This window comes from Ruegeria sp. AD2(2025), assembly GCF_056542385.1.
The window spans coordinates 272,950-294,372 of record NZ_JBQFZS010000001.1 but is presented as its reverse complement, the minus strand read 5'-3'; the positions used below and the strand labels follow the sequence as shown (position 1 = coordinate 294,372).

Sequence of the window (21,423 nt, the reverse complement as noted above, 5' to 3'; positions counted from 1 at the left end):
CGAATCCGGGGCCGCTTTCCGCTTTTGAAAGGCAAATGATGTCCTGGACTGACGAGCGTGTAGAGCTGCTGAAAAAGATGTGGGGCGAGGGCCAGTCGGCCAGCCAGATCGCCAAGGAACTGGGCGGCGTGACCCGCAACGCGGTGATCGGCAAGGTCCACCGTCTGGGCCTGTCGAACCGCGCCACCGGCGCAAGCCCGGCCAAGGCCGAGCCCAAGGAGAAACCGGCCCCCGCACCCAAGGCCGAGGCCAAGCCCAAACCCGCACCCAAAACCGAACCGGCGCGCCCTGCCCCCGCGCCCGAGGCCAAACCGGCCCGCCGTCAGATTATTCCCGCCGGTCAACCGCTGCCGCCGCAGCCGTCGGCCAATGAGATCAGCCCCGAGGCGCTGGCCAAGGTCAACGAGGTTGAGAAGAAAGCCAAGAAGCTGACGCTGATGGAACTGACCGAGAAGACCTGCAAATGGCCCGTGGGCGATCCCGCGACCGAGGATTTCTGGTTCTGCGGCCTGCCGGTTGAGGCGGGCAAGCCCTATTGCGAGGCGCATGTGGGCGTGGCGTTCCAGCCGATGAGTTCACGCCGGGATCGGCGGCGGTAGTTGGGAGCGCCAGAACCTAAATCTCTATTGTGGAATGTGGAAAGGGTGTAGGCGTTTCCCGAAGCCCCTTGTCGGACGTGTTACAAAATCAAAGATAGCCGCAAGGTGTAACGGGCTCCTGCGAGGAAAACACCCTCGCTGAAAGCTGCGAGGGTGTTTCAGACCAGAGCGTCGGCTGTTGCAGGACAAACGGACATAGGGCGGCTGAAATCACTGAGGGCGGGCGCACTGGATTGTCGCAAGTCTAGGATGTAGATAGACGCACTAGGGAACCTACGGCAATTTCACGGCAAAGACGGGCCGGACATTACAGTCGAGAGAGAATGTTGAGTTCAAACAAGTGGGTAATATTCACTGTCTATCTAGTCGCCGTAACTTTGCTTTTCGGTTTTCATACAACTTGGTGGCAGTTCGTCAGTATCTGGGATGCGCTCTGTGCGGCCATTCTGGTTGCAATAGGATACTACTACTACATTGTTTGGGAGCGAAAATAGCTTGATGCCCCAACCACAAAAAAGCCTAGATAGTCAACAAACCGGAGCGTTGGAGCCGTGAAATCTGAGGCCACCAAGAACTCATGGATGCTCGCGCTAGCTTTGGTTGCAATTCTTCTCTTTGTTTATTCAGACAAGATCGGTTTACTGCTTGTTGCAGCGATTAGTGTTGGTTCGTACTTTGCCGCGATTGTGGTTAGGTGGATGAATGACAGAGGTAAATAGCGAGAAGAGCCGGTGTCTGCCATAGGCTCGAACCTGACATTAAGGTGTCGGCGATCTTGGAGCCGCCGGCACATGATCAGCCCCTCACTGCGCCGGATGCGACGGCAAATCCGGCATCGGCACCCAGCCGGGTAGCTCGTCCGGCGCGATTGAGACGTGCAGGCGTTCGGACCTGTCCCGCCCGACCTTCCGGTGCTTACGCAGCAGGAAAATCTTGCCCCAGCCGCGCCATGTGCCGACCGAGCGCGCGTGGGTGTCGGTCGGGAAGCGGTCGCGCCAGCCTTCGGGCAGCGGCAACCCGTGCAGCTCGGCCTTGTCCAGCATCCAGATCAGGGAGATGTTGCTGAGGGGGCGGGCCTCTTCGAACCCGTTCAACTGGCCGCCGACATCGCCGTGGGTGCCGCGGAACCAGACCTGTTCCACATGGCCTTTGAAATCGGGGGTACATTTCCACAGCACCGGCTCGAACACTTCGCGGGTCTCGTCCAGTGCCATGGCGTGATAGCCGTGGCGGGTGGCGGGGCCAAGCTGGTGGTTGTGGAAGGCGTGGCGTTCCTCGGCCCAGCGCCACAGCAGCGGCAGGCGCAGGCCCAGCGCCTTGACCGTATCCCAGACGCCAACCATCTCGATGGCGACATCTTCGTGACAAAACTGCTTCCGGAACTCGGCCGCCGCCGCGCCGTTGGCGGTGCATTCATAGTGGCGATAGGCCTGTTTGATATTGCGAACGGTGGCGTGTTCAGCCTTGAGCAAACCAATCGCGTCGATCACGCCCGCAAGGCTGCGCACGCCGTATGCGCCGCGCGAATAGCCGATGAAGAAGATCTTGTCGCCGGGTTTATAGCGCGACGCTAGATAGCCATAGGCACGGCGGATCTGGCGGTTGATGCCCCGGCCCATCATCACGTCCAGCGAGGATTTCCAGCTGTCCCACTGAACCCCGGCCTCATAAAAGACCGAGACCTTGCTGCCCATTTCGCACGCCAGACGCAGGGTCTGGCCCGCATGGGTTTCGCGGCCCGGCTCAAGCGTCGACATGGTGCCGTCAAGGATGATGACATGGCTGATCGGTTCGCGGTGGCGCGTTTCACCTGAGTGCTCGGACCGTAAGGGCCGTCCGAGCCATCCCAGTACCTTTCTACTCAGCCGCGACAGAACCATGTGTCAGCAATTCCCATACTTTATGAGGGGTGAACGGCATATCCGCCTGTCGCACCCCGTAATCCCAGAGCGCGTCCTGAACCGCGTTTGCCACCGCAGCCAGAGCGCCCACGGTGCCAGCCTCGCCACAGCCTTTCATCCCCATGGGATTGGCGGTTGACGGAACCGGCGCCGAGGTAAACTTAATGATGGGTATCCCGGCGGCGCGGGGCAAGGCGTAGTCCATCAACGAAGCCGTGAGCAGTTGCCCCTCGGCATCATGCACCACATGCTCGGTCAGGGCCTGTCCGATGCCTTGCGCTACGCCGCCATGCACCTGCCCTTCGGCCAGCATCGGGTTGATAAGGTTACCGAAATCATCAACCACCGTATAGCGGTCGACGCGGGTTTCGCCGGTGTAAGAATCGATAACAACCTCGGCAACATGCGCGCCATTGGGATAGCTGCGCGCGTCCAGATCGGCGCGCGCCTCATGGCGCAGCAGATCGGTACGGCCATCGGCGCGGGCCATGTCTGCGGCCTCGGTCAGTGTGGGGGTCAGGTTCGACCCCGGCGCGCGGAAGGTTTCATGATCGAAACGCACGTCGTCCTCCTTGACCCCCATCTTATCGGCCAGATAGGGCGTGAATGCGGCAATCATCACGTCGATTGTGGCCAGAGTGGCCGTGCTTTGCACAGTGACCGACCGCGACCCGCCGGTGCCGCCGCCATGGGACAGGCGGTCGGTATCGCCCTGCACCACGTTGATGAGGTGCGCCGGGACACCGGTCTGATCCGACAGGAACTGGGCATAGACCGTCTCGTGCCCCTGCCCGTTCGATTGCGTGCCGACATAGAGGTTGACGGTGCCATCTTCGCAGAACTCGATCTTTGCGTTCTCAGACGGGTCGCCCAGAATGCTCTCGATGTAATAGCACAGGCCCTGCCCCCGGATCAGGCCGCGTTCGGCATCGGCGACCTTGCGGGCGGCAAAGCCCCGGGTCTGGTCCTGTGCACGGCTCAGCACCATGTTGAAATCGCCCACGTCATAGGTCTCGTCCGTGGCGGTCTTGTAGGGGAAGGCCTCGGGCCGGATGAAGTTGCGGCGGCGCAGGTCCCACGGGTCCACGCCCAGTTCGCGCGCGGCGCGGTCCATGACGCGTTCAAGGACATAGATCGCCTCGGGGCGGCCCGCGCCGCGATAGGCGTCGACCTGCGTGGTATTGGTGTAAAAGCCCTCGACCCGCAGATCGGTGGTCTGGACATCATAGGGCCCCATCAGCACGCGGCTGAACAGGTTGGTCTGGATCGCTTGCCCGAAATGGCTGTTATAGGCTCCGAGGTTCACCTTGCTGTGCACCCGGTAGGCGGTGATCCTGTTGGTTTCGTCAAAGGCCAGTTCCGCGCGCGAGGTCAGATCGCGGCCATGGTGATCGGACAGCATCGCCTCGGACCGGTCGGACATCCAGTGGACGGTCCGGCCCAGTTTCATGGCGGCGACCGAGACGCAGAAATATTCGGGATAGGGCATGACCTTCATGCCAAAGCCACCGCCCACGTCGGGGGTGGTGACGCGGATCGCCTCGGGCGCGAGCTTTAGCTTCTGCGCCAGTTGGGCGCGCATCGCCCAGACGCCCTGCCCGCCATAGGCAAAATGCAACCGCCCCTCGGCCCAGCTGGCCTGACAGCCGCGCGGCTCGATCGGGGCCACGATGACCCGGTTGTCATGCACATCCAGCGCCACGGTATGCGCGGCGGCGCGAAAGGCGGCCTCGGTCGCGGAGGCGTCGCCCATGTGCCAGTCAAAGGCGCGGTTGTCGGGGGCCTCGGCGTGCAGCGGCTCGCCCCCCGGCGCGACATCGGTCTTGGCGGGCAGGTCGCGGGTGCCGAGCCCGATCTGTTCGACCGCATCGCGGGCCTGCAGCAGCGTATCGGCGATGACGACCGCCACGGGTTCGCCCACAAAGCGGACGCGGTCCCGCGCCAGCACATGCCGTGCAGGCGCGGCCCCTTGCGAGCCGTCCCGGTTGGGCACGACGGTGGCATCCATCCTGGTCTCAATCCCGGCCGCCTTCAGATCGGCCAGCGTCAGGATCAGCCGCACGCCCGGCATCGCCTGCGCGGCCTCAAGGTGCAGCGCGGTGATCTCGCCATGCGCCACAGGGCTGCGCAGGAAGGCCGCAAACAGCGCGTTCTGCGGCACGCTGTCGTCCATATAGCGCCCCTGTCCGGTCAGAAAGCGTTGATCCTCGGCCCGCTTGACGGGCTGGCTTTGGCCGAATTTCTCCATGGGGGCGATCCTTTGGCTTGCCTGTGATGGCGAGCCTAGCCCGCTGCTTTGTGATGTCCAGTGGCACCGGGGGCGACGCCCATGTCGCAAATGGCGCAGAATCGGGGTGCGGGGGCTTCGTAGGCTTGCTGGAACATCAGCCTGCCCGGAGGTCTCATGCCCGCTTCTATCCCGCTGACGAATGGCCGTCTGAATGCCGATACGGTCGAGGCCTACTGGCAGGACGGCTTTGCCTTTCCCATCACCGTCTTTCCCCCGTCCGAAGCCGCCGGGTTCCGCGCCGAACTGGAACAGATCGAGGCGACCTGGGGCACCGCAGATCTGCCGCTGCCCCTGAATATGTATAAGCGGGTGAATGCCCATGTGGTGATGCCTCTGGCCGCGCGGATTGCGCTGGATGCGCGGGTTCTGGATGTGGTCGAGGGAATTCTGGGCCCCGACCTGCTGCTGTGGTCGGCGGAATTGTTCATCAAGGAACCGCGCACGACGCAGGTGGTCGGGATGCATCAGGACCTGACCTATTGGGGCATGGGCGAAACCGCCGATCAGCTGACTGCATGGATCGCGCTGTCGCCTGCCACGGTCGAAAGCGGCTGCATGGATTTCGTCAAGGGCAGCCACAAGAACCCGATCCTGCCGCATACAGATACGTTTTCCGACAACAACCTGCTGTCGCGCGGGCAAGAGGTCGCCGTGGATGTGGCCGAGGCGGACAAGACCCATATCGTGCTGCAGCCCGGCCAGATGTCGCTGCATCACGGGCTGACGATCCACGGCTCGGGGCCCAATGCCTCGGACGACCGGCGTATCGGGCTGGCGATCCGGTATCTCAACCCCAACGCGCAGCAGAAAGTGGCCGATTGCGACTATGCCGTTCTGGCCCGCGGCACTGACCGGGTGGGCAACTTCATCCACATCCCCGTACCCGAGCGACTGTTTGCCCCCGAGGCGCTGGAACTGCACGCCCGCATCCGCGCCGATCAGGCCAAGGCGATGGCGCAGGGGGCGACCGAGAGCCTGAACCTCTATCAGTCGCAGGGTTGAGGCGCGCACAGGCCCTTTCCCTTGCCTCGCGCATTCGTTATTGCAGGCGCTGACCCTCAATTCGAAGACGCAGGACGCACCCGATGGCGATGGAAAAGACATTCAACGCGGCCGAGGCCGAGGCCCGTATCTACAAGGCCTGGGAAGAGGCCGGAGCCTTCAAGGCAGGCGCAAACCGCTCGCGCGATGAGAGCTTTACCATCATGATCCCGCCGCCCAACGTGACGGGTGCGTTGCACGTGGGCCACGCCTTCAACAACACGCTGCAGGACATCCTTACCCGCTGGCACCGGATGCGCGGGTTCGACACGCTCTGGCAGCCCGGTCAGGACCACGCAGGCATCGCCACGCAGATGCAGGTGGAAAAGATGCTGATGCTGACCCAACAGCCGGGTCGGCGCGAGTTGGGGCGTGAGAAGTTCCTTGAGAAGGTTTGGGAATGGAAAGGCGAATACGGCGGCACCATCATCGAGCAGTTGAAGCGTCTGGGATCGTCCTGCGACTGGTCGCGCAATGCCTTCACCATGGCTGGTGCGGCGGGTGATCCGCGCACGGGCCACGAAAATTCTGCGAATTTTCACGACGCGGTGATCAAGGTTTTCGTCGATATGTACGAGAAAGGTCTGATCTATCGCGGCAAGCGGCTGGTCAACTGGGACCCGCATTTCGAGACCGCAATCTCGGATTTGGAAGTCGAGAATATCGAAACGCCGGGCCATATGTGGCACTTCAAATATCCGCTGGCCGGGGGCGAGACCTATACCTATGTCGAAAAGGACGAGGACGGGAATATCGTGCTTGAGGAACAGCGCGACTATATCTCGATCGCCACGACACGCCCTGAAACCATGCTGGGCGACGGCGCGGTTGCGGTTCATCCGTCGGATGAACGCTATGCACCAATCGTCGGAAAGCTCTGCGAAATCCCGGTTGGCCCGAAAGAGCATCGCCGTCAGATTCCGATCATCACCGATGAGTACCCTGATCCGGATTTCGGCTCGGGTGCGGTGAAGATCACCGGCGCGCATGATTTCAACGACAACATGGTCGCCAAGCGCGGCGGCATTCCGATGTACCGCCTGATGGACACCAAAGGCGCTATGCGGGGTGATGGTGCACCTTACGCCGAAGAGGCCGGCAAGGCACAGGAATACGCGCGTGGGCGTGAATTCACCGAGAACGAGATCGACGCGATCAACCTGATCCCCGACCACCTGCGCGGCCTTGACCGGTTCGAGGCGCGGGCGAAGGTCGTGGAAGAGATCACCGCTGACGGTCTGGCCGTGACGACCCGCGCGGATGATCCGCGTCTGGGTGTAAAGCTGTGTGAAGATGACGACCCGGCAGCGCCGGTGCCTCTGGTCGAGAGCAAACCGATCATGCAGCCCTTCGGCGACCGCTCCAAGGTCGTGATCGAGCCGATGTTCACCGACCAGTGGTTCGTGGACGCCGAAAAGATCGTCGGCCCCGCGCTGGATGCGGTCAAGGACGGCACGGTCAAGATCATCCCCGAGTCGGGCGAGAAGACCTATTACCATTGGCTGGAAAACATCGAGCCCTGGTGCATCTCGCGCCAGCTGTGGTGGGGGCATCAGATTCCGGTTTGGTTCGGCCCCGAGAAAGAAAAATGGCAACAAACCACAAATATTGCGGATTTCACAGTTCAATTCTGTGGAGCTACAGAAGAGGAAGCTCTGCAAAAAGCACGCGCATACTACGGAGACGCAGTAACAAATGTTGTTGCCGCAACCGATTGGAACGATGCATTCGGAAAGAACTGTTTCGAGGGCGATGAAAGCAACACGGTTGCAATCTATCGCGACCCCGACGTCCTCGACACATGGTTCTCCTCCGGCCTCTGGCCCATCGGCACGCTGGGCTGGCCCGAGCAGACCGAGGAGCTGGAGCGCTACTTCCCCACCGACGTTCTGATCACCGGTGCGGATATCCTGTTCTTCTGGGTCGCCCGGATGATGATGATGCAACTGGCCGTGGTCGATCAGATCCCGTTCCACACCGTCTACCTGCACCAACTCGTCCGCGACGAGAAGGGCAAGAAGATGTCCAAGACCACCGGCAACGTCATCGACCCGCTGGAGATCGTGGACGAATTCGGTGCCGACGCGCTGCGGTTCACCAATGCCTCGATGGCGGCGATTGGCGGCGTGCTGAAACTGTCGCGTGACCGGATCACCGGCTACCGCAACTTCGGCACCAAACTGTGGAACGCCGTCCGCTTTGCCGAGATGAACGAGGTCTTCACCGACGCCGTTCCGCAACTGGACGTGGCCGACCTGAAACCCAAAGCCGCCGTGAACCGCTGGATCATCGGCGAAACCGCCCGCGTGCGGGCCGAGGTTGACGCGGCGCTGGAAAGCTATCGCTTCAACGATGCCGCCAACGGTCTGTACGCCTTTGTCTGGGGCAAGGTCTGCGATTGGTATGTCGAACTGTCGAAACCCCTGCTGCAGGGCGACGATACTGAGGCGCAGGCCGAAACCCGCGCCACCATGCGCTGGGTTCTGGATCAGTGCATGATCCTGCTGCACCCGATCATGCCGTTTATCACCGAAGAACTCTGGGGCCTGACCGGCAACCGTGCCAAGATGGTCGTCCATGCCGACTGGCCGACCTACGGCACCGAATTGGTCGATGCCGAGGCGGATCGTGAGATGAACTGGGTGATCTCGGTGATCGAAAACACCCGCTCGGCCCGCGCGCAGATGCGGGTTCCGGCTGGCCTCTATGTCCCAATGCTGGTGACCGAGATCGACGCCAACGGCCAAGCCGCGTGGGACCGCAACGAGGCGCTGATCAAACGTCTCGCCCGCATCGACAGTCTGACCAAGGCAGATGAACTGCCCAAGGGCACCATCTCGATCGCCGCCCCGGGTGCATCGTTCGGCTTGCCGCTGGCGGACATCATCGACATCGGCGCGGAAAAAGAACGGTTGGAGAAAGCCAAGGGCAAGCTGGCCAAGGAACTGGGCGGCCTGCGCGGGCGTCTGAACAACCCCAAATTCGTGGCCTCGGCCCCGGAGGAGGTGGTTGAAGAAGCCAAAGCCAACCTCGCCGCCCGCGAAGAAGAAGAGGCGAAACTGAACGAGGCGCTCGCTCGTTTGGCCGAAATCGCCTGATCTTCTTCTCGTTCCAGATACGGAAATCCCAGCCTCACCGCCCTTGCCTGCGGTGAGGTTTTTCTTTGCTCTCAAAGCTTTCCCCTTGTTCGCGCCACCCGCTGCTTGTTAGCACTTCAGCACAGCAATCCTCTGAGGCTCTGATGGCGCGACCTCTCCCTCCGATGCAGACCGTCTCAACCGGGTTGGTTGTGGCCATTGTCGGGTTCTTCAGTTCCTTCCCCATCGTCCTGCAAGGGCTGGGCGCAATGGGCGCATCACCCGCGCAGGCCGCATCCGGCCTGATGAGCGCGGCGGTCGCCATGGGGCTGGCGGCCATCATCCTCAGCCTGCGCTACAAGATGCCCATCAGCGTCGCCTGGTCCACGCCGGGAGCCGCGCTGCTGGCCGTGTCCGCCGCCCCGGTCGGCGGTTATTCCGCAGCTATCGGAGCGTTCCTGTGTGCCGGGGCGCTGACGGTTGTCGCGGGCCTATGGAAACCACTTGGACGGTTGGCGGCAGCGATCCCCACCACTCTTGCCCAAGCGATGCTGGCGGGCGTGCTGTTGCCGCTGTGTCTTGTGCCGTTCAAGGCTGCGGTCGAGATCCCGTGGCAGGGATTGCCGGTAATCCTGACTTGGTTCATTGCCGGGCGGTTCAACCGGCTGGTTGCCGTTCCGGCAGCGGTGGTGGCAGCAGCCATTGTCGTCGCTCTGAACGCCGGTGAGACACAATTGATGCCCGACCGGCTGGTTGCTGCCCCGATCTTGACCATGCCCACCCTCTCGTTCGCCTCAGCCATCGGGATCGGTGTGCCGTTGTTCATCGTCACCATGGCCACGCAGAACATCCCCGGCGTCGCGGTGATGCGCAGCTTTGGCTATGACCCTGCGCCCGGAAAGCTGTTCTCAGCCGTCGGAGGTGCCAGCCTGCTCTCGGCCCCGTTCGGAGCGCCAGCGACCTGTCTGGCCGCCATCACCGCCGCGATGTGTTCGAACGAAGACAGCCATCCCGATCCGGCTCTGCGTTATTGGTCCGCAATCATGGGCGGCGTATTTTATTGCCTGTTCGGCATCTTTGCGGTGGCGATTACCAGCTTTGCCGCCCATGCCGATCCGCTGTTGATGGGAACCTTGGCCGGGGTGGCCCTGATCGGAGTTATGGCCAACGCCATCCACGCAGCGCTGGATGTACCCGCCGAGCGCGAGGCGGCCATTCTAACGCTCGCCATCACCGCATCCGGTATCACCGTCTTTGGTTTGGGCGCAGCGGTGTGGGGGCTTTTGGCGGGTGGCATCGTGTATCTGGTCACAAGCAGAATGCGTTAACCGCTTTCGCCCAATCATCACAGACGGTATAATCGCGGCATGTTCGGATCGCTTGGAAAACTGGTGGAACGCCAGATCAAGAAGGCTCAGGCCGAAGGGCAACTGCAGGGTCTGGAGGGCGAAGGCGCGCCCCTGCCTGATCGTTCCTCCGAGGCGCAAAGCGATCCGGCCATTGCCGCGGGTCACCGGATCATGGCGCAGGCGGGCGTGCTGCCGGAAGAGTTCGACATCAAGAAACAGCTGGACGCGGCGCGCAAGGACTATGCCACGCTGACCGACGTTGAAACCCGCAAGGCCGCGATGGCAAAAATCGCCGATCTTGAGATGCGGTACAACATGGCCCGCGATGCGCGGCGGGCATTTATGCGCTGATCATTTAAACTCGGGCTTGCGGCCCTGCATCTGCGCCATTACGACCTCCATCTGATCTGGCTTGCCGATCAGGTCCACTTGTTCCGAGGACTCAGCCAGCAGCACATCGGCGCGGTCGCGGGTTTCGGCCGCATCGATCAGCCGCTTGGCCGCCCGGATGGCCGAAGGGCTTTTGCCTGCAATATCTTCGGCCAACGCCAGCGCTTCGGTCAGGGGGTCATCGGACAGCTTCGTCACCAGCCCCCAATCGGCGGCCTGCTGCGCGCCGATGGGACGGGCCGTGTAGGTCAGCAGGCGCAGCACGTCCGAGCGCACGAGCTCGGGCAGCAGCACCATGCCACCCATGTCGGGGATGATACCCCATTTCATCTCCATCACCGCCAGCTTGGCCTCGGGGTGGGCGATGCGGATGTCTGCGCCCAGCGCGATTTGCAGCCCGCCGCCATAGGCCACGCCCTGAATGGCGCAGATCACCGGTACGGGGACGCGCCGCCAGATCAGGGCAAGCTCCTGCATTTCGTTGGCGTCCTCGTGGCTGCGGGTCATCAGCCATTCGGTCGGGTCGGTGTGGGCCATACTCGCAAAGCTGGCCATGTCGAGCCCGGCGCAAAAGCTTTTGCCCTCGCCCGACAGTACCACGGCGCGGATATCGGCGGCGGCGAGTTCTTGCCCCGCGGACAGGATCGCCTTGATCATTGCGTCATCCAACGCGTTCATCTTGTCGCCGCGTGTCAGCGTGACATGCGCGATGTGGTCTTTGTAGTCGATGGAAACGCGAGACATGGGGACCTCCGGCCAGCTGTGTTGCGCCAACCCTGCCAGACCGCTGGCCCAAGCGCCACCGCGACGTCAGGGCAGATCAGCGACAGGGATACGCCCAAACCAGGGTGAATCCAGCGTCATGACGTAGAGTTGGTCCCCAACGATCTGGCCCGCCGTGGTGATCCCCAGACGGCCGTCCGGGTCCTGAAGGGTACGCAGAATGGTGCCATCACCATCGAATTGCACCAGCATTCCCCGATGGATCGGCGCGGGGCGCACCAAGGGACCCAGCCGCCAGATCACCTTGCGCAGGAAGGGATAGGGCATCAGCTTTTCTGCGGGCACGCGCGGGCTGGCGAAAGCCATCCAATAGGTGCCGTCACCCTGCGCCTTGATGTTGTCGGGATAGCCCGGCAGGTTGTCCAGCAGCATCTCTTGCGTGTCCGCCTTGGGCCCGGTGAGCCAGAGTTTATGCACCCGTGCTCGACCTGTTTCGGCGATCAGCAGGAAATCTTCGTCCGGTGAAAGGGCGATGCCGTTGGTATAGACGAACCCTGTGGCAATTTTCTCGGCGCTGCCGTCGGGGGAATAGCGGGCGACGTATCCTGTCGGCGATTGTTCCCATATGGTCAGGACCGAGGTGGGTTTGGTCCCGCCCATGGTTTCGGGGTCGAACCGATCTGACGAGTTCGAGAAATAGACCGTACCATCCTGCGCCACGTCGAGATTGTTGGCATAGATCACCGGCGCGCCGTCGATCTCGGAAACCAGTGTTTCCAGCTCTTCAGGCCCGGTCCAGCGCATCAGTCCGCGAAAGCTGTCCGAGATGTAAAGCGCGCCATCCGGCCCTGCCCGCAGGCCAAGGGGGCGACCGCCCAACTGGTCGATCGCGACCGGCTGATCACCGTCGATACGGTAGAGGATGCCCGACAGGCTGGTGGTATAGATCGCGCCGTCAGGCAGTATCGCGATGTCCTCGGGGCCAATCTCGGCGTCCGGCAGGGTGATCAACGCCGCCTTGTCGAGCGCGTTGTTCTCGGCAAACTCTCCGGTGAAACCGGGGGCTTCAGGGGGCTCGTAGACCTCGGGATCGACCGGCACAGGCCAGAATAGAAGATAGGCAAGGCCGAGAACGATCAGACCTGTGAGAATGCGCATGGGACCTCCGAACCGCTGTCGCGGGCAAGCTTACGGCGAACGCGGTGGGGTGCAAGACTTGCCGAGCGTCTGGGGTTGCGCTTATCTGCGGCTATGACTGGTCCTCGCTACACCCCGCTTGCGCAATCCCTGCCCGCCACCGTGCCCTTTGTCGGCCCCGAAACGCAGGAGCGTCAGCGCGGCGCGCCGTTTGTGGCGCGGTTGGGGGCGAATGAGAGCATCTTTGGCCCATCGCCGCGCGCGATTGAGGCGATGCAGGGGGCGGCGGGCGAGATCTGGATGTATGGTGACCCCGAGAACTTTGACCTGCGCCATGCTCTGGCGGAACATCATGGGGTCGCGCCCGAAAATATCGTGGTGGGCGAAGGGATTGACGGGCTGCTGGGCTATCTGGTGCGGCTGGTCGCTGGCCCGGGGGATGCGGTTGTGACCTCGAACGGGGCTTATCCCACGTTCAACTATCATGTCGCCGGGTTTGGAGGTGTGTTGCACAAGGTTCCTTATGCCGGGGATCATGAGGACCCGGTCGCCCTGTTCGCCAAGGCGGCAGAGGTAGACGCCAAGCTGGTTTATCTGGCCAATCCCGACAATCCGATGGGAAGCTGGCATTCCGGGGCTGCGATTGTTGCGGCGATGGAGGCTTTGCCCGCTGGGTGCCTGCTGGTTCTGGATGAGGCCTATGTGGAATGCGCGCCCAAGGGGACTGCAGCCCCGGTCGCGGTGGATGATCCGCGCGTGATCCGGATGCGGACCTTTTCCAAGGTGTATGGGATGGCGGGGGCCCGGGTTGGCTATGCGATGGGGGCAGTCGAGTTGATTTCCGCGTTCAACAAGGTGCGCAATCATTTCGGCATGAACCGCGCCGCGCAGGCCGGGGCGCTGGCGGCGTTGCAGGATCAGGCCTGGCTGGCCGAGGTTCAGGCGAAGATCGCAGCAGCGCGTGACCGGATCGGGCGGATTGCGCGGGCGAACGGGTTGGAGCCTTTGCCCTCGGCCACCAATTTCGTAGCGATTGATTGTGGGCGGGATGGCGTGTTTGCGAAGGCCGTGCTGGATGCTCTGGTCGATCAGGGGGTGTTTGTGCGGATGCCGTTTGCCGCCCCGCAGAACCGGTGCATCCGGGTGAGCTGTGGTGGCGATGCGGAGATGGCGGTTTTTGAGATCGCTCTCCCCCGGGCGTTGGAGCGGGCCCGGGCCGTCTAAGGGGGGCTGTCTGCCCCCCATCGCGCCTTTGGGCGCGATCCCCCCCGAGGATATTTTTGGCCAGATGAAGACTGGATCAGGTGGCCAGGGTGGCGGCGGCGGCTTCTAGGGCGCCGGTGCCGCGGGGGATGTTGAGCGCGGCCATCGCCGTTTCCATACTGCCCAGCATGGCCATCACCATCTGGGCGTTCACGTGGCCCATATGGCCGAGGCGGAAGCAACCGTCCCAATCCTGCATCCCCAGACCGATGCCGAGGGTCAGGCCGAGCTGGGTTTCGGTGTAGGTACGCAGCGGCGTGCCACGGCCTTCGGTCAGGCGCAGGGCGGTAACGGCGTGGCTGCGGTGGGCCGGGTCGGTGACGTTGAACTGCAGCGCTCCGCCGTCAGACCAGACCTCGCACGCGGTCCAGATGGCATGGGCGAGGCGGGTGTGGCGGGCCCAGACCTGTTCGAGGCCTTCGGCATGGATCAGGTCGAGCGCAGCGCGCAGGCCGTAGAGGTGGTGTGTCGGCGCGGTGCCATTGAAATGCTGGTAGAACAGGTCGGGATTGGCGCGCGGCTGCCAGTCCCAATAGTGCGAGACGCGGGGCATTGTGGCGCGTTTGGCCTGTGCCTTGTCGTTGAAATAGACAAAGCCCATGCCTGCGGGGGTCATCAGGCCCTTCTGGCAGGCGGTGACGGTGACATCGACGCCCCAGGCGTCCATCTCGAACCGGTCGCAGCCCAGCGAGGCGATGCAGTCGGCCATCAGCAGCGCGGGGTGCTGCAGGTCGTCCAGCAGGGCCCGCAGGGCGGGGATGTTGTTGCGGATCGACGTGGAGGTGTCCACATGGACGGCCAGCACCGCCTTGATCCTGTGATCTGTGTCGGCACGCAGCGCCTCGGCGATGCGGTTGAAGTCCCAGGGTGCAGACATGCCGAAGTCGATCACCTGAGCCTGCGCTCCGAGGCCTTCGGCCATCTCGGCCCAGCCTTCGGCAAAGCGGCCCGAGGCGGGGGCCAGCACAGTTTCGCCGGGGGCGATGACGTTCGACAGCGCCGCCTCCCACGTGCCGTGGCCGTTGGCGATGTAGATGGCGACGTCATGTTCGGTGCGGGCGACACGGCGCAGGTCCTGCAGCAGGGCGGGCATCATCTCGACCAGTTCGCCGTCGTAGATATTGGGCGACGGGCGATGCATGGCCTGCAGCACCGCATCGGGCATGACCGAGGGGCCGGGGATGGCCAGATACTCGCGCCCCTGCGCGAGGGAGGTTTGGTTTGTCATGAGGGCAACCTGTTTGATTTGCGGTTTACCCTAGCGCGTCGCCCTGTGGCGTCAATCCATCAGGCTGGCAGCCTCGCGCGCAAGTGTTTCGATCCCCGCCCAGTCACCGCTTTGCACCATCTGTTTCGGCGCGACCCAGCTGCCGCCAGCGCAGATGACATTGGACAGCGACAGGTAATCGCGGGCATTTGCGGGCGAGACGCCGCCTGTGGGGCAGAAGGTGATCTGCGGCAGGGGTGCGCCGATGGCTTTCAGGGCGGGGGCGCCGCCCGAGGCTTCGGCGGGGAAGAATTTCAGCATGTCATAGCCCTTTTCCAGCAGCGCCATCGCCTCGGTCGCTGTGGCGGCACCGGGCAGCAAGGGCAGGTCTTCGGCTTCGCAGGCGGCGACCAGCGCGTCCGTCGCGCCGGGCGAGACGCCGAATTGTGCGCCTGCCGCCTTGGCGGCACGGACGTCTTCGGGCGTGATCAGCGTGCCTGCGCCGACGACACCGCCGGGGACATCGGCCATGGCGCGGATGGCGTCGAGGGCTGCGGGGGTGCGCAAGGTGACTTCGAGGGCGGGGAGGCCCCCGGCGACCAATGCTTGGGCCAGCGGGCGGGCATTGGTGGCGTCATCGACGACCAGAACCGGAACGATGGGGGCCAGCGCGCAGATCTCGCGGGTGCGTTGGGTTTTGGACATGCTTACACTCCGAAAATGCTGGCACCGGTATCGGCTGAGCCGACATTCTGGCGGAACGCGCCGAAGAGGTCGCGCCCGACGCCGTGCTGGTTCGCTGTCAGGTCGGCGGTGGCCGGGGCGCGGTCGAGGACGCCGGGGGTGAGGACTTCCAACTCGCCCTTCACCGCGTCGACGCGCAGCAGGTCGCCGTCTTGCAGATAGGCGATCGGCCCCTGATCCAGTGCCTCGGGGCAGACATGGATGGCGGCGGGGACCTTGCCCGACGCGCCAGACATGCGGCCATCGGTGACGAGCGCGACCTTGTGCCCTCGGCCCTGTAGGATCGACAGCATCGGGGTCAGCGAGTGCAGTTCCGGCATGCCGTTGGCCTTGGGGCCCTGAAAGCGAACGACGACGATGGTGTCTCCCGTGAACTCTCCGGCTTTGAAGGCGTCTTTGACGGCGTTCTGGTCGTGGAACACGCGGACCGGGGCCTCGACCACCTGATGTTCGGGCGCGACGGCTGAGACTTTCATGACGCCGGTGCCCAGATTGCCGGTCAGGCGCGAGAGGCCGCCGGTGGGCTGGAACGGATCATTGGCGGGGCGGACGATCTTTTCGTTCAGGCTGTGGCCTGCGCCGTCCTCCCAGACCAGTTCGCCGTCTTTCAGCTTGGGTTCCTTGGTGTAGTTGTGCAGGCCCTGCCCCGCGACGGTTAGCGTGTCGGGGTGCAGTAGGCCTGCGTTCAGCAGCGTGCCGATGGCAAAGCCCAAGCCGCCAGCGGCGTGGAAGTGATTCACGTCGGCCAGACCGTTTGGATAGACCCGCGCGACCAGAGGGACCACGGCGGAAATGTCGGAAAAATCCTGCCAATCCAGTATGATACCCCCTGCCCGCGCCATGGCAATCAGGTGAATCAGCAGGTTGGTCGAACCACCGGTGGCCATCAGGCCGACGATGCCGTTCACAAAGGCACGCTCATCAAGGATCTGGCAGACCGGCGTGTAGTGATTGCCCAGCGCGCTGAGAGACAGGGCGCGGCGGGCACCTTCCTCGGTCAATGCATCGCGCAGGGGGGTGTTGGGGTTGACGAAGCTGGAGCCGGGCAGGTGCAGGCCCATGAACTCCATCAGCATCTGGTTGGTATTGGCGGTGCCGTAGAAGGTGCAGGTGCCGGGGCCGTGATAGGCGGCCATTTCGGCTTTCATGAGCTCATCGCGGCCCACTTCTCCGGCGGCGAATTGCTGGCGGACCTTGGCCTTTTCGTCGTTTGGCAGGCCGCTGGTCATCGGACCGGCGGGCAGGAACACGGCGGGCAGATGACCGAAGGCCTGCGCGCCGATGATCAGACCGGGCACGATCTTGTCGCAGACGCCCAAAAACACGGCAGCGTCATAGGTGTTGTGGCTAAGCGCCACTCCGGTCGCCAGCGCAATGACGTCGCGGGAAAACAGGGACAGTTCCATCCCCGCCTCGCCCTGCGTGACGCCGTCGCACATGGCTGGAACGCCGCCTGCAACCTGCGCGGTGCCGCCCGCGGCGCGGATCGCATCGCGGATCAGGGGGGGGTAGCGTTCGAATGGCTGATGGGCCGAGAGCATGTCGTTATAGGCGGTGACGATGCCCAGATTGCCTGCGGTGCCGGTGGCCATCGACTGCTGATCCTCGCCTGCACCGGCATAGGCATGGGCCTGACCGCTGCAGGACAGATGTGCGCGGGCGGGGCCTTTGGACCTGGCCTGCTCCATCCGCTCAAGATGCGGGCCGCGCAGATCGGCGCTGCGGTCGATGATGCGTTTTGTGACGTCGGAAATAACTGTGTTGAGCATGATTATCCTCCGATCTGACGCCAGCGGCGACCATCGCGATGCATCAGCATCAGGGCTTCTTCGGGGCCGGAACTGCCCTGATCGTATTTCGCGGGCTTGTCGCCGCGTTCTTCCCAGCCATGAATGATGGGATCGACCCAGGCCCATGCGGCCTCGGCCTCATCCCCGCGCATGAACAGCGTCTGATCGCCGCGGATCACGTCCATGATTAGGCGTTCATAGGCGTCGGGGGATTGCTGACCGTCGCCCAGCGCATCGGCAAAGCTCATATCGAGCGCGACGTCGGACAGGCGGAACCCGCCTTGCCCCGGTTCCTTGATAGTGGTGCGCAGGGTGATGCCCTCGTCCGGTTGCAGGCGGATCACCAGCACGTTGCCATGCAGAGGGCCAACATTCGGGAAAATCGTATGCGGCGGGTCGCGGAAGAACACCGCGATTTCGGATTCGCGGGCGCGCAGGCGTTTGCCGGTGCGTAGATAAAACGGCACCCCGGCCCAGCGCCAGTTGCCGATATGGGTCTTCAGCGCAATGAAGCTTTCGGTACGGCTGGCGGGGTTTCCGACGTGATCGAGGTAGCCGTCGCCCCCCTTATCCGTACGGTATTGGCCTCGGGCGATATCCTTGGGCTCGACGGGCTCCAGCGCTTCGATCACCTTGACCTTTTCGTCGCGCACCGCATTGGGGGCGAATTTTGAAGGCGGCTCCATGGCAGTCAGGCATAGCAGCTGGACCAGATGGTTCTGGATCATGTCGCGCATCGCGCCGGATTGATCGTAATAGGCCCCGCGCCCTTCAACACCAACCGTCTCGGCCACGGTGATCTGGACATGGTCGATATGGGTGGCATTCCAGAGCGGTTCGAACAGCGAATTGGCAAAGCGCAGCGCCATCAGGTTCTGCACGGTTTCCTTGCCCAGATAGTGATCGATCCGATAGATCTGATGCTCTTCGAAACAGGCGCGCAGGCCCGCGTTCAGGGCCTTCGCCGAGGCCAGATCGTGACCGAAGGGTTTTTCGACAACGATGCGGCTATCGGGTGTGGCAAGGCCATTGTCATTCAGGCCCTGGGCGATGCCCGAAAACAGGCTGGGCCCGACCGAGAGGTAAAAGGCCCGCACCACATCGGGACGCAGCAGCGCGGTCAGCTCGGACCAGCCTGCATCGCCCAGAGCATCGACCGGTACATATTCCACATGGCGCAGGAACTGATTCAGCGTCTCTTTCTTGAACAGAGGCGCAAATTCCTGCATCGATTTGCGCAACACGTCGCGGAAACCGTCGCTGTCCATATCCGAGCGTGCGGTGCCGATGATCCGCGCGTCTTCGGGCATCTGACCCACTTCGAACCGGTGGTACAGCCCCGGCAGAATCTTCCGCTGCGCCAGATCGCCGGTCGCGCCAAACAGCACGAGGTCGAACGGATCCACCGGAATAACGCGTGAGACCATAGTGAGGCTCCTTCTCGGGGTTCATTGCCTGTTTAGCAGCGGGTCGCCCGGTTGTGTAAGGGTGAAGCGTTGCTCTGCCATGTTATCGCTAACATTCATCGGTTGGATAAGTAACCTGCGGGCAAAAATCAAGCCCGGATTTGTGTGCGGCGCTGAAACGGGTGCTGGCGGTTTCTTAGAAAGAAACCGGCCTGAAACTTTGAAAGTTTCAGGTGGCGCAGGGTCAGGACTGTGTGCGCAGCCAATCCATCACCGCCGGGCGTACAGATTGTTCGCCCCTATGGCGCGCGTCGGCGATGATCTTGCGCACATCCTGCAGGTTGGACCGCAGCAGCAGGCTTTTGACCGGCCCGATCGAGGCCGGGCGCATCGACAGGGTGCGGATGCCCATTGCGGCCAGACACAGCGCCTCGACCGGGCGGCCCGCATCTTCGCCGCAAAAGCTGAGCGGGGTGTTCGAAATCTGGCACCGCTCGACAATGCGTTCGATGAAGCTGAGGAAACTGACATTCAGCGTGTCATAACGGCGGCGCACCAGTTCATTTTCACGGTCGGCGGCAAAGAAGAACTGTTTCAGGTCATTGCCGCCGATCGAGATAAACCCGACCTCGTCAAAGAATTTCTGCGGTGCAAAGGCCAATGACGGGGTTTCCAGCATCGCGCCAACTTCGAGCGTTTCGGGCAGGACATGGCCCAGCCGCCGTTCGCGTTCGATGGTTTTCTTGACCTCCCAGCGGGCCTCGCGGAATTCGTCGGCCTGCGCCACAAAGGGGAACATCACCGTCAGCGGGCGGCCATTGGCGGCGCGGATCAGCGCCTGCAACTGCATCCGCATCACCCCGCGTTTGTCCAGACCCACGCGGATGGCGCGCCAGCCCAGCGCCGGGTTCGGCTCGTCCACATGCTTCATGTAGGGCAGAACCTTGTCGGACCCGATATCCAGTGTGCGGAACACCACCCGCTTTTCCCCCGCCGCGTCCAGAACCCGCTGATATTGCGTCACCAGCTCCGACCGTTTGGGCATCTGGTTGCGGATCAGGAACTGCAGCTCGGTCCGGAACAGACCCACGCCTTCGGCACCTGAATTGCCCAGCGAGGGCAGATCGGCCATCAGGCCAGCATTCATCACCAGGCTGATCCGCTCGCCGTCGCGGGTGACGGTGGGGGTCTCACGGATCGAGGCATAGCGTTCCTGCGCCTTGGCCTGCATCGCAACCTTGTCGCGGAAGGCGTTCACCACGGTGTCCTCGGGGCGCAGATGGACCACGCCGTTATCACCATCGACAAGGATGTGATCGCCGTTCAGCGCCTCGGTCGTGATCCGGCCCACATGCACCACCAGTGGGATCGCCAGCGCGCGGGCAACGATAGTGGCATGGCTGCCGACCGACCCCTCTTCCAGCACGATGCCTTTGAGCGAGCGGCCATATTCCAGAAGGTCCCCAGGCCCGATATTGCGGGCGATCAGGATCGGATCAGGCGGCAGATCGGCCCCGTTGGTACTGCCCTGCCCCGTCAGGATACGCAGCAGGCGGTTGCTGAGGTCATCCAGATCGGCCAGCCGTTCGCGCAAGTAAGGATCGGTCACCTGACCCATCCGAGCGCGGGCCTGCGATTGCTCTTTCTCGACCGCTGCCTCGGCGCTGAGGCCAAGCGCGATGTCTTCCTCCATCCGGCGCATCCAGCCCTTGGAGTTGGCGAACATCCGGTAAGCTTCCAGCACCTGAAGTTGCTCGGTGTCCCCGCCCTGCGAGATCTCAAGCATCTTGTCGACGCCGACACGCAGTTCCTCAACCGCCTCGCTCAGACGTTCGCGTTCGCGGTGCGGATCGTCGGCGATGGGGTTGGTGACAACCACGCGGGGTTCGTGCAGCCAGACATGACCCTCGGCCGAGCCCTCCTGCGCCGGGCCGCCGGTCAGCTGGACCGATTGCTGGTGCAGCGGCGACAGGGCCGCGCCCTCGCCCACGAACGCACCCAGCTCGGCCATCTCGGCCAGCACCATGGCGACCACTTCCAGCGCATAGACCTCATCCGCCGAGAATTCGCGCGCATCGCGGGATTGCACGACCAGAACGCCCAGCTTTTCGCCCAGACGCTGTACCGGGACGCCCAGAAAGGAGGAAAACCGTTCTTCGCCCGTCTCGGGCATATAGCGGAAACCTTTGGCCGAGGGCGCATCGGCGGTGTTCACCACCTTGCCCGACTTGGCCACGCGGCCCACCAGCCCCTCGCCCATGCGCATCCGGGTCTTGTGCACCGCCTCGGGCGACAGGCCTTCGGTCGCGCAAAGCTCCAGCGTGTCTTCATCGCGGAACAGGTAGATCGAGCAGACCTCGCGCCCGGTGCTGTCGGCGATCAGATGGGTGATCCGGTCAAGGCGTTCCTGACCGGCGGCCTCGCTGGCCATCTCTTCCCGCAGCCGACCCAGCAGCTTGCGGGATTCTGTTTCAGTGCCGTCCGCCATGGCCCAACCGTCTTATTG

Annotated in this window: 15 protein-coding genes; 6 read left to right on the top strand and 9 right to left on the bottom strand. The window is 63.2% G+C overall.

Annotated elements, in window-relative coordinates; all coding sequences use genetic code 11:
• The first annotated feature begins 38 nt into the window (after positions 1-38).
• Entirely contained in the window at positions 39-599 is a 561-nt protein-coding gene (locus ACR1XV_RS01380; RefSeq protein ID WP_480529274.1) for a GcrA family cell cycle regulator, read from the top strand.
• Between the two features lie 803 nt (positions 600-1,402).
• Here ACR1XV_RS01380 and ACR1XV_RS01375 read toward each other — a convergent pair.
• Both ACR1XV_RS01375 and ACR1XV_RS01370 read right to left on the bottom strand, forming a co-directional pair.
• Positions 1,403-2,479: a DUF2235 domain-containing protein gene (locus ACR1XV_RS01375; protein ID WP_480528485.1), complete on the bottom strand. Its 1,077-nt coding sequence runs from the start codon at positions 2,477-2,479 to the stop codon at positions 1,403-1,405.
• Complete coding sequence (locus tag ACR1XV_RS01370; protein ID WP_480528484.1) at positions 2,457-4,748, bottom strand: xanthine dehydrogenase family protein molybdopterin-binding subunit; 2,292 nt, start codon at positions 4,746-4,748, stop codon at positions 2,457-2,459. Before ACR1XV_RS01370 ends, ACR1XV_RS01375 begins: the two co-directional genes overlap by 23 nt.
• Positions 4,749-4,904: 156 nt before the next feature.
• On the opposite strand from ACR1XV_RS01370, the gene ACR1XV_RS01365 reads away from it, so the two are divergent.
• From ACR1XV_RS01365 to ACR1XV_RS01350, 4 genes are all read left to right on the top strand, one after another.
• Positions 4,905-5,792, top strand: coding sequence for a phytanoyl-CoA dioxygenase family protein (locus ACR1XV_RS01365; protein WP_480528483.1), 888 nt, complete (start codon positions 4,905-4,907; stop codon positions 5,790-5,792).
• A gap of 83 nt (positions 5,793-5,875) precedes the next feature.
• Positions 5,876-8,929, top strand: coding sequence for a valine--tRNA ligase (locus ACR1XV_RS01360; RefSeq protein ID WP_480528482.1), 3,054 nt, complete (start codon positions 5,876-5,878; stop codon positions 8,927-8,929).
• A gap of 143 nt (positions 8,930-9,072) precedes the next feature.
• On the top strand, positions 9,073-10,236 hold the full coding sequence (locus tag ACR1XV_RS01355) for a benzoate/H(+) symporter BenE family transporter (protein WP_480528481.1): 1,164 nt from the start codon (positions 9,073-9,075) through the stop codon (positions 10,234-10,236).
• A gap of 39 nt (positions 10,237-10,275) precedes the next feature.
• Positions 10,276-10,608, top strand: coding sequence for a DnaJ family domain-containing protein (locus ACR1XV_RS01350; protein ID WP_480528479.1), 333 nt, complete (start codon positions 10,276-10,278; stop codon positions 10,606-10,608).
• Here ACR1XV_RS01350 and ACR1XV_RS01345 read toward each other — a convergent pair whose 3' ends face one another.
• Positions 10,609-11,391: a crotonase/enoyl-CoA hydratase family protein gene (locus ACR1XV_RS01345; RefSeq protein ID WP_480528478.1), complete on the bottom strand. Its 783-nt coding sequence runs from the start codon at positions 11,389-11,391 to the stop codon at positions 10,609-10,611.
• A 66-nt stretch (positions 11,392-11,457) separates the two neighbouring features.
• On the bottom strand, positions 11,458-12,528 hold the full coding sequence (locus tag ACR1XV_RS01340) for an SMP-30/gluconolactonase/LRE family protein (RefSeq protein ID WP_480528477.1): 1,071 nt from the start codon (positions 12,526-12,528) through the stop codon (positions 11,458-11,460).
• Positions 12,529-12,621: 93 nt separating this feature from the next.
• Here ACR1XV_RS01340 and ACR1XV_RS01335 point away from each other — a divergent pair, with 93 nt between their 5' ends.
• Positions 12,622-13,731: a pyridoxal phosphate-dependent aminotransferase gene (locus tag ACR1XV_RS01335; RefSeq protein ID WP_480528476.1), complete on the top strand. Its 1,110-nt coding sequence runs from the start codon at positions 12,622-12,624 to the stop codon at positions 13,729-13,731.
• A 76-nt stretch (positions 13,732-13,807) separates the two neighbouring features.
• On the opposite strand, the gene ACR1XV_RS01330 is transcribed toward ACR1XV_RS01335, so the two are convergent.
• The 5 genes from ACR1XV_RS01330 to ptsP form a co-directional block, all read right to left on the bottom strand.
• On the bottom strand, positions 13,808-14,998 hold the full coding sequence (locus ACR1XV_RS01330) for a pyridoxal-phosphate-dependent aminotransferase family protein (protein WP_480528475.1): 1,191 nt from the start codon (positions 14,996-14,998) through the stop codon (positions 13,808-13,810).
• Positions 14,999-15,049: 51 nt separating this feature from the next.
• Complete coding sequence (locus ACR1XV_RS01325; RefSeq protein ID WP_480528474.1) at positions 15,050-15,682, bottom strand: bifunctional 4-hydroxy-2-oxoglutarate aldolase/2-dehydro-3-deoxy-phosphogluconate aldolase; 633 nt, start codon at positions 15,680-15,682, stop codon at positions 15,050-15,052.
• 2 nt (positions 15,683-15,684) lie between these two features.
• Entirely contained in the window at positions 15,685-17,490 is a 1,806-nt protein-coding gene (gene edd / locus ACR1XV_RS01320; RefSeq protein ID WP_480528473.1) for a phosphogluconate dehydratase, read from the bottom strand.
• A gap of 2 nt (positions 17,491-17,492) precedes the next feature.
• Positions 17,493-18,938 carry a glucose-6-phosphate dehydrogenase gene (gene zwf / locus ACR1XV_RS01315; protein ID WP_480528472.1) on the bottom strand — a complete coding sequence of 482 codons (1,446 nt, stop codon included), beginning with the start codon at positions 18,936-18,938 and terminating at the stop codon, positions 17,493-17,495.
• Between the two features lie 223 nt (positions 18,939-19,161).
• Entirely contained in the window at positions 19,162-21,405 is a 2,244-nt protein-coding gene (gene ptsP, locus ACR1XV_RS01310) for a phosphoenolpyruvate--protein phosphotransferase (RefSeq protein WP_480528471.1), read from the bottom strand.
• Positions 21,406-21,423: the final 18 nt, after the last annotated feature.

What these genes read in the sequence shown, in the direction of transcription:
- ACR1XV_RS01380 (WP_480529274.1), top strand. Translation starts at nt 39, where the DNA reads ATGTCCTGGACTGACGAGCGTGTAGAGCTGCTGAAAAAGATGTGGGGC.
- ACR1XV_RS01375 (WP_480528485.1), bottom strand. Translation starts at nt 2,479, where the DNA reads ATGGTTCTGTCGCGGCTGAGTAGAAAGGTACTGGGATGGCTCGGACGG.
- ACR1XV_RS01370 (WP_480528484.1), bottom strand. Translation starts at nt 4,748, where the DNA reads ATGGAGAAATTCGGCCAAAGCCAGCCCGTCAAGCGGGCCGAGGATCAA.
- ACR1XV_RS01365 (WP_480528483.1), top strand. Translation starts at nt 4,905, where the DNA reads ATGCCCGCTTCTATCCCGCTGACGAATGGCCGTCTGAATGCCGATACG.
- ACR1XV_RS01360 (WP_480528482.1), top strand. Translation starts at nt 5,876, where the DNA reads ATGGCGATGGAAAAGACATTCAACGCGGCCGAGGCCGAGGCCCGTATC.
- ACR1XV_RS01355 (WP_480528481.1), top strand. Translation starts at nt 9,073, where the DNA reads ATGGCGCGACCTCTCCCTCCGATGCAGACCGTCTCAACCGGGTTGGTT.
- ACR1XV_RS01350 (WP_480528479.1), top strand. Translation starts at nt 10,276, where the DNA reads ATGTTCGGATCGCTTGGAAAACTGGTGGAACGCCAGATCAAGAAGGCT.
- ACR1XV_RS01345 (WP_480528478.1), bottom strand. Translation starts at nt 11,391, where the DNA reads ATGTCTCGCGTTTCCATCGACTACAAAGACCACATCGCGCATGTCACG.
- ACR1XV_RS01340 (WP_480528477.1), bottom strand. Translation starts at nt 12,528, where the DNA reads ATGCGCATTCTCACAGGTCTGATCGTTCTCGGCCTTGCCTATCTTCTA.
- ACR1XV_RS01335 (WP_480528476.1), top strand. Translation starts at nt 12,622, where the DNA reads ATGACTGGTCCTCGCTACACCCCGCTTGCGCAATCCCTGCCCGCCACC.
- ACR1XV_RS01330 (WP_480528475.1), bottom strand. Translation starts at nt 14,998, where the DNA reads ATGACAAACCAAACCTCCCTCGCGCAGGGGCGCGAGTATCTGGCCATC.
- ACR1XV_RS01325 (WP_480528474.1), bottom strand. Translation starts at nt 15,682, where the DNA reads ATGTCCAAAACCCAACGCACCCGCGAGATCTGCGCGCTGGCCCCCATC.
- edd (WP_480528473.1), bottom strand. Translation starts at nt 17,490, where the DNA reads ATGCTCAACACAGTTATTTCCGACGTCACAAAACGCATCATCGACCGC.
- zwf (WP_480528472.1), bottom strand. Translation starts at nt 18,938, where the DNA reads ATGGTCTCACGCGTTATTCCGGTGGATCCGTTCGACCTCGTGCTGTTT.
- ptsP (WP_480528471.1), bottom strand. Translation starts at nt 21,405, where the DNA reads ATGGCGGACGGCACTGAAACAGAATCCCGCAAGCTGCTGGGTCGGCTG.